Source organism: Arenibacter algicola (assembly GCF_018860365.1).
GTDB lineage: Bacteria > Bacteroidota > Bacteroidia > Flavobacteriales > Flavobacteriaceae > Arenibacter > Arenibacter algicola_B.
In genome coordinates this window covers 272,752-287,629 of sequence record NZ_JAHKPO010000003.1, presented here as the reverse complement: position 1 = coordinate 287,629, position 14,878 = coordinate 272,752, and the positions used below count along the sequence as shown (strand labels likewise).

13 protein-coding genes are annotated in these 14,878 nt (G+C 39.7%); 11 read left to right on the top strand and 2 right to left on the bottom strand.

Going from position 1 to position 14,878, the window contains the following annotated elements; genetic code table 11:
- The first annotated feature begins 18 nt into the window (after positions 1-18).
- From KO529_RS03215 to KO529_RS03205, 3 genes are all read left to right on the top strand, one after another.
- The gene (locus tag KO529_RS03215; protein WP_215946475.1) at positions 19-1,548 is read left to right on the top strand and encodes a bifunctional GNAT family N-acetyltransferase/carbon-nitrogen hydrolase family protein; all 1,530 of its coding nucleotides are present in this window, start codon (positions 19-21) and stop codon (positions 1,546-1,548) included.
- 453 nt (positions 1,549-2,001) lie between these two features.
- The gene (locus tag KO529_RS03210) at positions 2,002-3,339 is read left to right on the top strand and encodes a carboxypeptidase-like regulatory domain-containing protein (RefSeq protein WP_215946474.1); all 1,338 of its coding nucleotides are present in this window, start codon (positions 2,002-2,004) and stop codon (positions 3,337-3,339) included.
- Positions 3,340-3,431: 92 nt separating this feature from the next.
- On the top strand, positions 3,432-4,490 hold the full coding sequence (locus KO529_RS03205) for a S66 peptidase family protein (protein WP_215946473.1): 1,059 nt from the start codon (positions 3,432-3,434) through the stop codon (positions 4,488-4,490).
- A gap of 113 nt (positions 4,491-4,603) precedes the next feature.
- Here the strand turns inward: KO529_RS03205 and recQ are convergent, their stop codons facing one another.
- Positions 4,604-6,805 (bottom strand): DNA helicase RecQ, encoded by a 2,202-nt coding sequence (recQ, locus tag KO529_RS03200; RefSeq protein WP_215947100.1) that lies wholly within the window; start codon positions 6,803-6,805, stop codon positions 4,604-4,606.
- Positions 6,806-7,014: 209 nt separating this feature from the next.
- Between recQ and KO529_RS03195 the strand changes: the two genes are divergently transcribed.
- From KO529_RS03195 to lptB, 4 genes are all read left to right on the top strand, one after another.
- Positions 7,015-7,980, top strand: a complete 966-nt coding sequence (locus tag KO529_RS03195) for a KpsF/GutQ family sugar-phosphate isomerase (RefSeq protein WP_215946472.1) — start codon at positions 7,015-7,017, stop codon at positions 7,978-7,980.
- The gene (gene tatC, locus KO529_RS03190; protein ID WP_215946471.1) at positions 7,980-8,819 is read left to right on the top strand and encodes a twin-arginine translocase subunit TatC; all 840 of its coding nucleotides are present in this window, start codon (positions 7,980-7,982) and stop codon (positions 8,817-8,819) included. Before KO529_RS03195 ends, tatC begins: the two co-directional genes overlap by 1 nt.
- On the top strand, positions 8,803-9,153 hold the full coding sequence (locus KO529_RS03185) for a carboxymuconolactone decarboxylase family protein (protein ID WP_215946470.1): 351 nt from the start codon (positions 8,803-8,805) through the stop codon (positions 9,151-9,153). The genes tatC and KO529_RS03185 overlap by 17 nt, the downstream gene beginning before the upstream one ends.
- 63 nt (positions 9,154-9,216) lie before the next feature.
- On the top strand, positions 9,217-9,957 hold the full coding sequence (gene lptB, locus KO529_RS03180) for an LPS export ABC transporter ATP-binding protein (protein ID WP_031442894.1): 741 nt from the start codon (positions 9,217-9,219) through the stop codon (positions 9,955-9,957).
- A 130-nt stretch (positions 9,958-10,087) separates the two neighbouring features.
- Here the strand turns inward: lptB and KO529_RS03175 are convergent, their stop codons facing one another.
- The gene (locus KO529_RS03175; RefSeq protein WP_215946469.1) at positions 10,088-10,849 is read right to left on the bottom strand and encodes a CDP-alcohol phosphatidyltransferase family protein; all 762 of its coding nucleotides are present in this window, start codon (positions 10,847-10,849) and stop codon (positions 10,088-10,090) included.
- Positions 10,850-11,047: 198 nt separating this feature from the next.
- Between KO529_RS03175 and KO529_RS03170 the strand changes: the two genes are divergently transcribed.
- From KO529_RS03170 to KO529_RS03155, 4 genes are read left to right on the top strand one after another with little or no spacing between them, the layout of a single operon-like run.
- The gene (locus KO529_RS03170) at positions 11,048-12,232 is read left to right on the top strand and encodes a lipoprotein N-acyltransferase Lnb domain-containing protein (protein WP_252734291.1); all 1,185 of its coding nucleotides are present in this window, start codon (positions 11,048-11,050) and stop codon (positions 12,230-12,232) included.
- Between the two features lie 8 nt (positions 12,233-12,240).
- Positions 12,241-14,121, top strand: coding sequence for an ABC-F family ATP-binding cassette domain-containing protein (locus tag KO529_RS03165; RefSeq protein WP_215946468.1), 1,881 nt, complete (start codon positions 12,241-12,243; stop codon positions 14,119-14,121).
- A gap of 22 nt (positions 14,122-14,143) precedes the next feature.
- Positions 14,144-14,650, top strand: coding sequence for a hypothetical protein (locus KO529_RS03160; protein WP_215947133.1), 507 nt, complete (start codon positions 14,144-14,146; stop codon positions 14,648-14,650).
- Between the two features lie 45 nt (positions 14,651-14,695).
- Positions 14,696-14,851: a hypothetical protein gene (locus tag KO529_RS03155; protein WP_215946467.1), complete on the top strand. Its 156-nt coding sequence runs from the start codon at positions 14,696-14,698 to the stop codon at positions 14,849-14,851.
- Positions 14,852-14,878 lie beyond the last annotated feature (27 nt).

The window sequence follows — 14,878 nt, the reverse complement described above, 5'->3', positions numbered from 1 at the left end:
AATTTTAAAAGTATGGCCATGAAGATGGAAGAAATAGAAAATATTGAGTTATTGTACTTAAGCGTGGATGACTATCAAGAGCTTAAAACGGCCATGATAGAATCGTACACCACTATGCCGGAATCTTACTGGCGGGAACATCAAATAGATAATTTAATATCCAAATTTCCGGAGGGACAGGTAGTCATAAAAGTGAATGGCCATATTGCAGGCTGCGCATTGTCCATTATTCTGGATTATGATAAATTTGAAAATAAACACACCTACCAACAAATAACCGGAAATTACACCTTTAACACCCACTCTCCGGATGGTGATGTACTGTATGGTATCGATGTTTTTATAAAACCCGAATATAGGGGTATGCGGTTGGGTCGTAGACTATATGATTACAGAAAAGACCTATGCGAGCGTTTAAATTTAAAGGGGGTTGCTTTTGGAGGTAGAATCCCCAACTATTATAAGTACAAAGACACCTTATCTCCCAAGGAATATATTGAAAAAGTAAAACGCAAGGAAATAAACGACCCTGTACTTAACTTTCAAATTTCCAACGACTTCCATCCCAGTAAAATTCTAAAAAACTATTTGGAAGGTGATTCAGCTTCCAACGATTACGCGGTACTTTTGAAATGGGACAACATTTATTATGAGAAGAAGAATATAGAGGCTAGCGTTGTAAAAAAGGTGGTGAGGGTTGGTCTCATCCAATGGCAGATGAGACCCTACAAAAACCTGGATGACGTACTTCAACAAGCAGAGTATTTTGTAGATGCGGTTTCCGGTTATCGATCAGACTTTGCACTGTTCCCCGAATTCTTTAACGCCCCTTTGATGGCGGAGAACAATCATTTATCAGAGTCTGCCGCCATACGTGAACTGGCTCAGCACACGGCCACCATTGTTCAACGATTTTCAGAATTGGCAATTTCCTATAACATCAATATAATAACAGGGAGTATGCCAGAAATAAAGGATGAAAGTCTTTACAATGTTGGGTATATCTGTAAAAGGGATGGCACCAAGGAACGATATGAAAAACTCCATGTAACTCCGGATGAGGCAAAGGTATGGGGCATGCAAGGAGGCAACGAACTAAAGGTATTTGACACGGATTGCGGAAAGATTGGTGTCCTGATCTGCTACGATTCCGAATTTCCGGAACTGAGTAGATTACTGGCAGACGAAGGAATGGATATTTTATTTGTCCCCTTTCTCACCGATACCCAAAATGGCTTTTCCAGGGTCAGAAATTGTGCACAGGCCAGGGCCATTGAAAATGAATGTTATGTGGCCATTGCAGGAAGCGTGGGCAACTTGCCCAAGGTACATAATATGGACATTCAATATGCCCAATCCATGGTATTTACCCCCTGTGATTTTGCTTTTCCCGCCAATGGGATAAAGGCAGAAGCCACACCAAATACCGAAATGATTCTGATAGTTGACCTGGATATAGATCTACTGAGGGAACTAAACCAATTTGGTAGCGTTAGAAACCTAAAAGATAGAAGAACGGATATTTTTGAGGTGCGCAGAAAGAACTAAACAAAAAACAATATAGCACACCTTGTGCACCTTTCTTAATGCTTATTGCCGCATAAAAGACTAATATATCCGGTACAACCAAAACCATTGTAGGTGAAACACTGTAGCTAAGGATCTTAGAACATATTGTTTCCCAAAAGGAACAGCACAAGTCAACTTGTGTTGTATTTACACGGCTATTTCCCATATACATCGGCTTTAACATAAGCCACTTTAATTTATGGGGCGGAAAACCAGGCTCCATTAGCTGTGGTTTTACTGTCTTAGGCCTCCGAAAAATTAAACAAATTTTTAGTAGGGTATTTCATTAAAAATCACTAACTTAGGAAGACCATCGTTCATTGATATAAGCTTTGAATGCTTAGCTTAAATTACCCTTTCCAACCTGCACCAACTACTATTTATATTTATTGCGAATACCCATGAACGCTTGGAACAATAAAATTCAAACAGATGAAACTCAAAAAAAATCCCTTTGGAAAAAATCCCCTTATAACCGCAATAACCATTTTGTTGTTCTTAGGGGTAACGCCCTCCGTTTCGGCGGCCATTCTGTACCAAGATGTGCAGGAACAGGAAAGTTCATTTAACCAATATCAAGGTAAAATTGTTGATAGCGAAACCAATAATCCATTGGTATTTGCCACTCTTTCCATTGAAAATACGAATATTAGTACCGTCAGTAATACCGAGGGTTACTTTTCCTTGAAAGTTCCCAAAGATATTGGCGAGGGACAGGTTAGCGTTTCCTTTTTGGGCTACAAGACCAGAACAATCCCTTTAAGCCAGTTGAAGGAAAATAAGAATGAAATTGCCCTGGAGGTAAGCTTTACGGAATTATCCGAAGTGAGCCTTGCCGTTCCTAAAGACGCAAAGGCCCTGGTCCAAGAAACCTTGCTCAGAAAAGGTGATAATTATTTTGACGACCCCACCTTAATGACAGCCTTTTACAGGGAAACCATTAAAAAAAGAAGGAAAAACGTTTCTTTATCCGAGGCCGTGGTCAATATTTACAAATCTCCCTACAATTCCGATCGTAGGGATGCATTACAGCTCTACAAGGCAAGAAAGAGCACCGATTATGATAAACTGGATACCTTGGCCATTAAACTGCAAGGGGGGCCTTTTAATACCCTCTTTGTGGACATGATCAAATACCCTCAGTATATCTTTACAGAAGAAACGTTTGATGATTACAACTTTAGCTTTGAAAATTCCACCAAAGTTAACGACAAGCTTATCTTCGTAATCAATTTTAAACAAAAGGAATCCATTACGGATCCCTTATACCAAGGTAAACTGTATATAGATGCCGATAAAAAAATTCTGACCAGTGCCATCTATTCCCTAAACATTACGGACAGGGAAAAGGCAGCTAAAATGTTCGTTCGTAAAAAGCCTGCCCATGCCAATGTATGGCCAACGGATATTGCCTACCGCGTAGATTACAGGGAAAAAAATGGAAAATGGTATTACGGATACAGCAATGTCCTATTGGAATTCAAAATAAATTGGGACGATCGACTTTTCAATTCGGTATATAGTATGACCTGCGAAATGGCCATTACCGATTGGGAGAAAAACACTACAGGAGAATCGCCCAAATTTAAGGACCGTATCAAATCTTCGATAATTTTGGAAGATGAAGCAATAGGATTTTCAGATCCGGATTTTTGGGGCGAGTACAATATCATAGAACCAGAAAAATCCATTGAATCTGCCATTAAGAAAATACAAAGGCAATTAAGAAGATCTAAGGCCAAAGAGGATTCATCCTCCCTGGGAATGTAGAGCTATTATATTTGAACAATGAAGTCCGTCATGTTTATGACGGACTTTTTTATGCGATTTTTTATATATTTAGGTGATACAAAATAAGATTAATGAAAAAAAGGAGACAGTTCTTCAAAACAGCCCTAGGGGCAGGGATGGCTACCCTAGTGCCAGCAACAATATTTGCCAATCCACACGAAAAAAAATCAGCCCTTACAACCTTAAAGCCCAAAGCATTAAAAAAAGGAGATACTATAGGCCTTATTGCACCTGGTTACGCCATAAAACCCGAGGTATTGGTGGAAGCCAAAGAAACTCTGGAAAAAATGGGATTTATACCTTACCATACGGATCGCATACACGGGAACCATGGTTACTTTAGCAATACGGACGCGGAAAGGGTTGCGGATCTAAACGAAATGTTCGCCAATAAAAAGGTAGATGGTATCCTTTGCGCACGTGGCGGATACGGATGTACCAGGATTATGCATTTAATAGATTATGGACTTATTAGAAAGAACCCCAAGGCTTTAATTGGATTTAGTGACATTACGGCTCTTTTAAATGGCATATATCAGGAAACTGGCCTTATCACGTTTCATGGGCCCGTGGGGAGCACCATCAATGACCCGTATAGTATTGAGCAGCTGCAAAATGTGGTAATGAAATCCAAAGAATTGCCTCCCATTATAAATAATGTAGAAATAACAGATCTGGAGGAATATAGCAAGCCCGAATATGATCGATATTGCATCAACCCGGGTATTGTAACCGGAAAATTGGTAGGCGGTAGTTTAACTTTGGTAAATGCCCTGATAGGGACTCCCCATGAAATTGATTTCACAGATGCTATAGTCTTTCTTGAAGATATTGAAGAAGCCCCCTATCGTATAGATAGGATGCTGACCCAATTAATGCAGGGCAAGACCTTTAATAAAGCGGCAGGAATAGCTTTAGGTGTTTTTAAAGGCTGTGATAGTGTTCCCGATCCCAAATCCTTTACGCTTAAGGAAGTTATAATGGACAGAATTAAACCTCTTGGAATACCAGCTGTTTACGGCATGACCTTTGGCCATATAGAAAACAACTTTACACTCCCTTTGGGAATTAATGCCAAATTGGACACCGAGAAAATGACACTACAATTATTGGAAAAGGCGGTCCGATAAATATAGGCCGCACAACTTATAAACTGGTAAATATTATTTAAAGCAAATTACCTAAAAGTATAATGCAGCCATCATCAGGATGGCTGCTTTTGGTTGAAACTAGCCGTCATCGGTTAGTTGGCCACCTCACTAATAAACTTCAATCTATACAACCTAAGCTCTTCATCCTCATATTCCCCATCAAATTCCTTTAAGGCCACTTCAAGATCGTCCGTATTGGCTTCCAAGAAGTAATCATGGATTTCCTCTTGTTGATCCTCATCCAAAATCTCATCGATCCAATAGGCGATATTCAATTTGGTACCGCTAAAAACAATTTGTTCCATCTCTTTGATCAATTCGTTCAATTCCAAGCCCTTGGCAGAAGCGATATCATCCAACGGCAATTTTCTATCTACGTTTTGAATGATATAAAGCTTAAGGGAGGAATTGGCACCCGTACTTTTTACGATGAGATCATCGGGTCTTAAAATGTTGTTATCCTCAACATAGGCGGCAATCTGATCAACAAAGGGCTTGCCATATTTTTTTGCCTTACCTTCCCCAACTCCATAGATATTCACCAGTTCATCCAAGGATATTGGATATTTAAGCGCCATGTCGTCCAAGGAAGGATCTTGAAATACAACAAATGGCGGAACCCCCAATTTATGGGCTTCTTTTTTTCTTAAATCTTTAAGAATCTTCAATAAATTATCATCGGCCACACCTCCTGAAGATTTGGCGGCGCTTACTATAGCATCATCGGTCTCCTTATTGTAAACATGATCCATCGTCATCATAAATGAAGTTGGATTCTTAACAAATTCCTTTCCAAGTGGGGTTACATGCAAAATTCCGTATTGCTCAATTTCCTTTCTAAGCAAGCCAGCAACCAAGCTCTGCCGGATCAAAGCCATCCAATAGCCTTTATCCTTATCCTTTCCTATACCAAAAAAATCCTTTTCATCGGTCTTGTGAGAGGATATCAAGGCATTTACCTTCCCGACCAAGGCCCTTACCACCTCTTTGGACTTGAATTTCTCGCTGGTACCCGTTACTACACTGATCAGCTTAACCACATCGTCCTTGGCTTCCTGCTTTTCCTTGGGGTTTCTGGTATTATCATCCATATCGGCACCCTCACCGTTTATTTCATCAAATTCCTCCCCAAAATAATGAAGTATAAATTTTCTTCGGGACATTGAAGTCTCGGCATAACCCACAATTTCCTGCAATAGGGCATTTCCTATCTCCTGCTCTGCCACTGGCTTTCCGGACATAAATTTTTCCAGTTTTTCCACATCCTTATAGGAGTAAAAAGCAAGGCAATGACCCTCTCCCCCATCTCTTCCGGCCCTACCAGTCTCCTGATAATAGCTTTCTATGCTCTTGGGAATATCGTGATGAATTACAAAACGCACGTCCGGTTTGTCGATTCCCATCCCAAATGCAATGGTGGCAACCACCACATCCACATCCTCCATAAGGAACATGTCTTGATGCTTGGACCTGGTCTTACCATCCAATCCCGCATGATAGGGTACTGCGCTAACTCCGTTTACCTGCAATACTTGGGCCAGCTCCTCTACCCGTTTCCTACTAAGACAATAAATAATGCCCGACTTGCCCAAATTTTGCTTTATGAACCTAATGATATCACTATCAACATTTTGGGTTTTAGGCCTTACTTCGTAATAAAGATTTGGTCTGTTAAAACTTGCCTTGAACACCTTGGCATCAGTTATTCCCAAGTTTTTGATAATATCTTCCTGTACCTTGGGAGTCGCGGTAGCAGTTAGGGCAATTAATGGAATATTATCTCCCAACCTGCCAACAATAGATTTAAGATTGCGGTACTCCGGTCTAAAATCGTGTCCCCATTCCGAAATACAATGGGCCTCATCCACCGCTACAAAGGATATGGTTTCCCCCTGCAAAAAATCCACATATTCCTCCTTGGTCAAAGATTCGGGAGCAACATACAAAAGCTTGGTTATCCCACTGCTTACATCACTTTTTACCTGTTTGATTTCTGTCTTTGTCAAAGAAGAGTTCAAAACATGGGCCACTCCTATCTCGCTGGACACGTCCCTAATTGCATCTACTTGGTTCTTCATCAGGGCAATCAATGGCGATACCACAATTGCCGTTCCTTCCTGCATTAGTGCCGGTAATTGATAACAAAGGGATTTACCACCTCCTGTGGGCATTATTACAAAGGTATTTTTACCTTGTACAATATTCTTAACAACATTTTCCTGTAAACCTTTGAACTGGGAGAATCCAAAATACTTTTTTAGAGAGGCATGTAAATCAATCTCATTTATACCCATACCGTACTTCACCATATTAATATTATAAATTGGCGCCATCGCCAAAAATGAAATTCCTTAAGTTAAGGAATTTTTGTCTTTTAAATAAGTATTTATTCGAAATAAATTTGTTCAAATTTAAAATATTCTATAAACTTAAGTTTATGTAATTTTGTAAAATAAAGATAAGACTTTCTTTTAGGAAAATCATCACATAATTTTAATTTACTTTGAGCGATACCAAAGCTATATTGGCCATAGCAAAGAAAACCATAGATAATGAGGCCGAGGCAATATCCCATTTAGCGACTCTCCTAAACGAAGATTTTTCCAATGCGGTGGAATGCATCAGACATTCCAAAGGCAGGGTCATAATTTCCGGAATTGGAAAAAGTGCCCTGATCGCTTCCAAAATTGTTGCCACCTTAAATTCCACAGGTACCCCATCTATATTTATGCACGCCGCCGACGCCATACACGGCGATCTTGGAACCGTTCAGAAAGACGATGTAGTCATCTGCATATCCAAAAGTGGCAATACCGCCGAAATTAAGATGCTGGTACCTTTAATAAAACGGGGCAAGAACAAATTAATAGGAATGACCGGGAATCCGGATTCCTTTTTGGCAGCACAGGCAGACTACATTCTAAATACCTATGTTGAAAAAGAGGCCTGCCCCAACAATCTTGCACCAACTACCAGTACAACTGCTCAATTGGTCATAGGGGATGCCCTGGCTATCTGCCTATTGGAACTCAAGGGATTCAGCAGTAAGGACTTTGCTAAATACCACCCGGGAGGTGCGCTTGGGAAAAAATTATATTTAAGGGTGGGCGACATTGCCAGTAATAATCAGATTCCGCAGGTCCGTACCAACAGTGATGTAAAATCTGTGATCATAGAGATATCCGAAAAAATGTTAGGTGCCGCAGCGGTATTGGAAGACCAAAAAATTGTTGGAGTAATAACTGATGGCGATATTAGGCGTATGCTTAACAAATATGACAATATTTATGGTTTAACCGCCAAAGATATCATGAGCATTACTCCTAAAACTATAGCTTCGGACGTCCTTGCCGTAAAGGCATTGGAAATAATGCAGGCCAATAATATATCACAAATATTGGTTGTTGATGGAGAGAATTACAAAGGAATAGTACATTTACACAATTTAATTAAAGAAGGCATACTGTAATGACAAAAAAGATTAAGACCCCAAATGAGATGTCGTTCCTAGACCATTTGGAAGAACTAAGATGGCATTTAATAAGATCAACCTTGGCCGTAGTTATTATAGGGGGAGTGGCTTTTTTAATGAAAGGATTTATTTTCGATACGGTCATCTTTGGCCCAATGATGCCAGATTTTCCAACCTACCACGTTTTTTGCGACTTTTCCAAGTTATTGGGTTTTAGCGAGGCTTTTTGTAATACAGAACCGGAATTTACGGTACAGAGCAGGCAAATGTCCGAACAATTCTCCGCACACATCTGGACTTCCATTTGGGCAGGTTTTATTATTGGATTTCCCTATGTACTCTATGAAATGTGGAAATTTATTGCTCCCGGTCTTTACGACAATGAACGTCAGAATGCAAGGGGTTTTATCTTTATAGCTTCCTCTCTTTTCTTTATGGGGGTATTGTTCGGGTACTACGTTGTAGCTCCTTTGTCCATTAACTTTTTGGGAGGATACTCCATAAGCGACTCAGTAGTAAGGGAAATAGATTTGGTATCCTACATATCTACCGTAAGAGCGGCAGTAATTGCCTGTGGTCTAATATTCGAATTACCCATTATCATTTATTTCTTGACCAAAATAGGTTTGGTTACCCCGGAAGTACTTCGTAAATACAGAAAAATAGCGTTGGTTGTGGTACTTATTATATCCGCCGTAATCACCCCACCGGATGTGGCCAGTCAGATAATTGTGGCGGTACCCATTTTAATCCTATACCAAATAAGTATTTATATTTCCAAGGTGGTTTTAAAAAGAGAAGCCAAAAAACAGAAGAAAAATGTCAAATCAAGTTAAGGAGTTTAACGAGTATCGTTCCAAAATGAACGAAAAGCTCTTGGCGGACAACAACAAGATCATAAAAAGAATCTTCAACTTGGACACCAATGCCTACGCCGCCGGTGCTCTAGACGTAAAGACCAAGGAGCTGTTGGGATTGGTAGCCTCCGCTGTACTGCGTTGCGACGATTGTGTGAAATACCATCTGGAAAGCTCCTTTAATGAAGGTGCCAGCAAGGAAGAAGTTATGGAAACTTTGGGCATTGCCACCCTTGTCGGCGGCACTATAGTAGTCCCCCACTTAAGAAGGGCCTATGAATATTGGGAGGAACTGGAAAAACAAGAAGGTTAAAAAAACTACAATATCTTTTCCCAAACTAATATAAGGCTTAGTTTTGGAGAATAGAAAGGTACTATGAAGCTAAGAGCAGATAACATTATGAAGTCCTACCGAGGGCGACAAGTAGTTAAAGGAATTTCATTGGAGGTCAACCAAGGTGAGATCGTTGGTTTATTGGGCCCCAATGGTGCCGGAAAAACAACATCGTTCTATATGATAGTGGGGTTGATAAAACCTAATGGGGGCAATATTTATCTGGATAAAATGGAAATAACGCGCTTCCCTATGTACAAAAGAGCGCAAAATGGTATTGGATATTTGGCTCAGGAAGCCTCTGTATTTAGAAAATTGAGCATTGAAAAAAATATTCTTAGCGTACTTCAATTGACCAAATTGAGCAAAAAGGAGCAGCTGATGAAGATGGAATCGCTCATTGAGGAGTTTGGACTGGGACATATACGCAAAAACCGGGGCGATCTTTTATCGGGTGGCGAAAGAAGGCGGACCGAGATTGCAAGGGCCCTGGCAACAGATCCGAAATTTATCTTATTGGACGAACCCTTCGCTGGAGTAGACCCTGTGGCCGTTGAGGACATTCAGAGAATTGTGGCCCAACTTAAAAATAAGAATATCGGCATCTTAATTACAGACCACAACGTACAGGAAACTTTGGCAATCACAGAGCGTTCTTATCTTATGTTTGAAGGTGGTATCCTTAAATCAGGGATTCCCGAAGACCTGGCAGCCGATGAAATGGTCCGAAAGGTGTATTTGGGACAGAATTTTGAGCTTCGTAGGAAGAAATTGGATTTTTAATTATACCCTCTCCCACCTAACCGGAAATTGTTCAAAGCAATAAGCCATCCCAAGCCCAATTCATTTTTTTATGTATTATCTAATCAATGTTGGCCTAACCTCAAAGAGGTCAATCAATATTTATAAGTAATCAATCTATTTTTGGGGTTTTTTGGTTATTCACCAAAGAACTTATAATATAAAAAGCTATGATTCCCGGAATAGCGATAAATTTCATGGTGAGGATCAGCACAAAACTTACCACTATAAAAATATAGCGCAGGGCGTTATCCCGAAAGCTCCAATTTTTAAACTTCAACGCAAATAACCCAATACGGGCATTTAGCAGATACGAACTCAATAGGGTTGTCCCGATCAAGAACCATTTATTCAAGATTATGGTATTTAAAAAATCATTGTTATGATATAGCAATATTAGGGGAAAGGAAAGTATCAGCAAGGCATTGGCTGGCGTTGGCAGTCCCACAAAGGAGGAAACCTGATTTTCATCCAGATTAAATTTTGCCAAGCGATATGCCGAGGCCAAGGTAATTAAAAACCCAAAAAAAGGAATCAAGGGAATGTTGAATGCGGCCCAATGCATGGTCTCCGTTGTATCTGGCTGAAGGCCAATGTTCCATCCACCGCTATAGGACATACTCAACAGCTGAAACATTACTATACCAGGCACCAAACCACTTGTAATTACATCTGCAAGGGAATCCAATTGCAGCCCCAACTCACTTCTCACATTCAAAGCCCTTGCTGCCAATCCATCAAAAAAATCAAAAAATATACCCAAAAACACAAAAGCCGCGGCTACCTCCAGTTTGTTAAGTACGGCAAACACGGTGGCGACACAACCACAAAAAACATTCAACAAGGTAATTATATTTGGAATATGGCGCTTCATAGGTCTTGTTTTACTAGGTTTACCACCAACATTTGCACATTGCAACTTGGGTACCATCATGTAAAAATACCATTTATTAAAAAATGCTGTTAAAATATATCCTGTTTTTTATAATAGCTTGTACTATCCCGCTTAAATCCTATAAATTATTCGATATTTGCGTTGGTAATTTCAAAAAATAGTGGCTCCCAATAGTATATGAGCATAAGGATTCTTTTTATTGCATTTTTTTTGGGCCTGATGTTCCACGGTACCGCACAGGTTAGGGAATTATCTCCCGAATCCCAAATTAGCGTTTTAACCTGTGGCTCTGGCAGCGACCTATACACTACATTTGGCCATAGCGCTTTTAGAATACAAGATCCCACCCAGGGAATAGACTGGGTATACAATTATGGGACTTTTAATTTTGACCCTCCCATGTTCTATGTGGAGTTCGCCATGGGCAAATTATTCTATTCCCTGAGCAAGCAAAACATGCCCAATTTTTTGTATGCCTACGAAATGGAAAATAGATGGGTAAAAGAACAACTCTTGCAACTTACCCCTACAGAAAAGAATGAATTGTTCCAATTTTTGGAAAATAATTATCGCCCAGAAAATAGGGATTATAAATACGATTTCTTTTTCAACAATTGCGCCACCAAAATAGGGGATGTCTTACAAGAGGCCCTAGGTGAAAATTTGCATTTTAATGAAGGTCATTTGGAAAAGAATTACACCTTCAGGCAGCTTATACACCAAAACCTAATTACCAATTCATGGTCCAGTTTCGGCATAGATTTGGCGTTGGGGGCTGTCATAGACAGAACAGCTACGGTTAAGGAACATATGTTTTTACCCATATATGTAATGGAACAATTGGGCAATACCACCCTATCCAAACATAATCTAGTAATTAGGGACAGGTCCATTTTAACTTCGGTAAAAAAGGAGGAACAGGGATATTTTCTGGCCTCCCCCCTGTTTTGGATATTGGCAATGTTGTTGTTTGTTTTGACCATCACCTATATCGACTATAAGAATCAAGTTAGAAGCAGGATCTTGGATTCCATACTATTTTTTGTTACAGGGCTGGCCGGTGTTCTGCTGATTTTTCTTTGGTTTTTTACCGACCATACGGCTACAGCCAACAACTTCAATATTCTATGGGTATTTCCATTAAATTTAATTGTTGGCTTTACCATTGTTAGAAAGAAGAAGGCCCCCAATTGGCTGCCCAAATACTTGCTAATTTTACTTGGACTATTAAGCTTAACCTTGGTATTGGCAGCATTTAAAGTGCAGGTTTTCTCCCCCTTGGCCATTCCCCTTTGGATAATGCTTGGAGTGAGATATCTTTTTTTATGGAAGTATTTCCAACAACACATCAGTTTAAAATAACACCTTAAATGAACCTACTTACTGTAGAAAACATATCCAAATCATTTGGCGAGTTATCGCTTTTTTCAAATATTTCCTTTGGCATCAACAAGGATCAAAAGATTGCGCTCATTGCCAAAAACGGCAGCGGAAAGACTTCTATCTTAAACATACTTTCCGGCAAGGATGCATCGGACAGCGGCCAGATAAATAGTCGTAAGGGCATTCGAATTTCATTTTTGGAACAAGAACCGGACCTAGACCCCAAATTGACCGTAGAGGAAACCATCTTTGCATCGGACAACGAAGTTTTAAAAGTTATTCAAAACTACGAACATGCACTTCTGGATCCAGAAGATGCTGATGCCTACCAAAAGGCCTTTGAAGCAATGGAACGCTATGATGCTTGGGATTTTGAAACCCAATACAAGCAAATCCTGTTCAAATTAAAATTGGAAGATCTAGATGTTAAGGTAGGACTACTTTCAGGGGGACAAAAGAAGCGATTGGCATTGGCCAATGCCTTGATCAATAGGCCGGATCTACTTATATTGGATGAACCTACCAACCATTTGGACCTGGAAATGATCGAGTGGCTGGAACAGTATTTCGCCAAGGAGAACATGACCTTGTTCATGGTTACCCACGATCGTTATTTCCTGGAGCGGGTCTGCAATGAAATCATTGAATTGGACAATGGGCAGCTGTATTCCTACAAGGGTAATTATTCCTATTATTTGGAAAAGAAAGAAGCCCGTATAGAACAGGAAGCAGTGGAACAGCACAAATCCAAAATACTGTTCAAGAAAGAACTGGATTGGATGCGCAGGCAGCCCAAAGCAAGGACCACTAAATCGAAATCCAGAATCGACGATTTTCATACTATTAAGGAAAAGGCAAGCCAACGTAGAAAGGAACACGAGGTGCAGTTGGAAATAAATATGGAACGTATGGGGAGCAAAATTGTGGAGCTTCACAAAATATCCAAATCCTTTCCCAACAAGCCCATTCTGGACAAATTTGAATATAACTTCCTGAAGGGGGAACGAATCGGTATCATAGGAAAAAATGGCACAGGAAAATCTACCTTTTTAAATATACTGAGCGGCACCGTGCAACCGGACAGTGGCAAGGTAATCATTGGCGAAACCATTAAGTTTGGCTATTACACCCAAAAGGGTATTACTATAAAAGAAGGTCAGAAAGTAATCGACGTTATCCGTGAATTCGGGGATTACATTCCGTTAATGAAGGGGAAACAAATTTCAGCCCAGCAACTATTGGAACGTTTTCTGTTCGACCGTAAAAAGCAATATGATTTTGTTGAAAAATTAAGTGGAGGGGAACGCAAACGCCTATACCTGTGCACTGTCTTAATACAAAATCCGAACTTTCTTATCCTAGATGAACCTACCAACGATCTGGACATTGTAACGCTGAACGTATTGGAAAGTTTTCTGCTCGATTTCCCAGGCTGCCTTTTGGTTGTTTCCCACGACCGTTATTTTATGGATAAGATCGTGGACCACCTCTTTGTTTTTAGGGGAAATGCAGAAATTGAGGACTTTCCAGGCAACTATTCCGATTTCAGGACTTATGAAGACAGTAACATACAGGAAAACAAGGCATCCAAAGAAAAAGCCAACGAGGTAAAAAATTCCAAAAATACCTGGAAAGAAGAAGAAACCGGAAAAAAGCTTTCGTTTTTGGAACAAAAGGAGTACAAACAATTGGAAAAGGAAATCCAAAAACTGGAATCCCAAAAGGTGGAAATCCAGAATAAATTTACGGATAGCACCCTTTCCGGTGATGATATTTCCAAATTATCTATTGAGCTCAAGGAGATTACAGATACCATAGAAGAAAAAACAGAACGCTGGTTCGAGCTTTCTATGTCCATGGGCGAATAAATCTTGTCCAATAAAGTTTAAGATGTTATATAAGCTATTCGCATTTATAAAATTCCGGCTGTCATCCAGCAACCAGCACGGGGTACACTCCCCTTTTGTTTACCGGTTTATTACCAAGTGTCTTTACGCTGCCCCACATTATAGAATATCAAAGTCCCATAATATTCTAGTAAAGACTATAGCCTATTTTGGACTTGGCCAAGTACATTTGGTCCCTGCCAATATTGCTGTGCAAAAAGAAATAACAAAATACTTAAAAGGGGTATCCTTCACCAATACCTCCAAAGAATTAATTTTTATTGAACGGTTGGATAAGGCAACGGTTGATGAATTTATTGTTCATAATTACAACCTTGCCAACGATACTGTTGTTTTCGTAGATGGGATATACCAAACGGCGAACACTCATAAATTATGGGAAAATATAAAAGAATTGAAACAGGTAAGGGTTACCATAGACCTATTTTACTGCGGACTGGTTTTTTTTAGAAAGGAACAGGCCAAAGAGCATTTTAAGATTCGGATTTAAACCCGTATTTTTAAAGGAGATAAAGAAATTTTTAAAATATGACCGATGGACTACATCATTTACATAGTGCTTGCCGTTCTAGGAGTTATTTTCTTTGTTGCCCAAGGGTTTACCAAAAGAAAATCTAGAGACAGAAAATCCAGGAAATTCATGGAAGATTATAATAGAGAGGATAGGAGTAAGTCCAAAGACCAAGCATAAAAACAATATTTAGACTTGCTCCAAAAC

Coding starts and splice junctions, on each gene's coding strand:
- KO529_RS03215 (WP_215946475.1), top strand. CDS start 19: ATGAAGATGGAAGAAATAGAAAATATTGAGTTATTGTACTTAAGCGTG.
- KO529_RS03210 (WP_215946474.1), top strand. CDS start 2,002: ATGAAACTCAAAAAAAATCCCTTTGGAAAAAATCCCCTTATAACCGCA.
- KO529_RS03205 (WP_215946473.1), top strand. CDS start 3,432: ATGAAAAAAAGGAGACAGTTCTTCAAAACAGCCCTAGGGGCAGGGATG.
- recQ (WP_215947100.1), bottom strand. CDS start 6,805: ATGGGTATAAATGAGATTGATTTACATGCCTCTCTAAAAAAGTATTTT.
- tatC (WP_215946471.1), top strand. CDS start 7,980: ATGACAAAAAAGATTAAGACCCCAAATGAGATGTCGTTCCTAGACCAT.
- KO529_RS03185 (WP_215946470.1), top strand. CDS start 8,803: ATGTCAAATCAAGTTAAGGAGTTTAACGAGTATCGTTCCAAAATGAAC.
- lptB (WP_031442894.1), top strand. CDS start 9,217: ATGAAGCTAAGAGCAGATAACATTATGAAGTCCTACCGAGGGCGACAA.
- KO529_RS03175 (WP_215946469.1), bottom strand. CDS start 10,849: ATGAAGCGCCATATTCCAAATATAATTACCTTGTTGAATGTTTTTTGT.
- KO529_RS03170 (WP_252734291.1), top strand. CDS start 11,048: ATGAGCATAAGGATTCTTTTTATTGCATTTTTTTTGGGCCTGATGTTC.
- KO529_RS03165 (WP_215946468.1), top strand. CDS start 12,241: ATGAACCTACTTACTGTAGAAAACATATCCAAATCATTTGGCGAGTTA.
- KO529_RS03160 (WP_215947133.1), top strand. CDS start 14,144: ATGTTATATAAGCTATTCGCATTTATAAAATTCCGGCTGTCATCCAGC.
- KO529_RS03155 (WP_215946467.1), top strand. CDS start 14,696: ATGGACTACATCATTTACATAGTGCTTGCCGTTCTAGGAGTTATTTTC.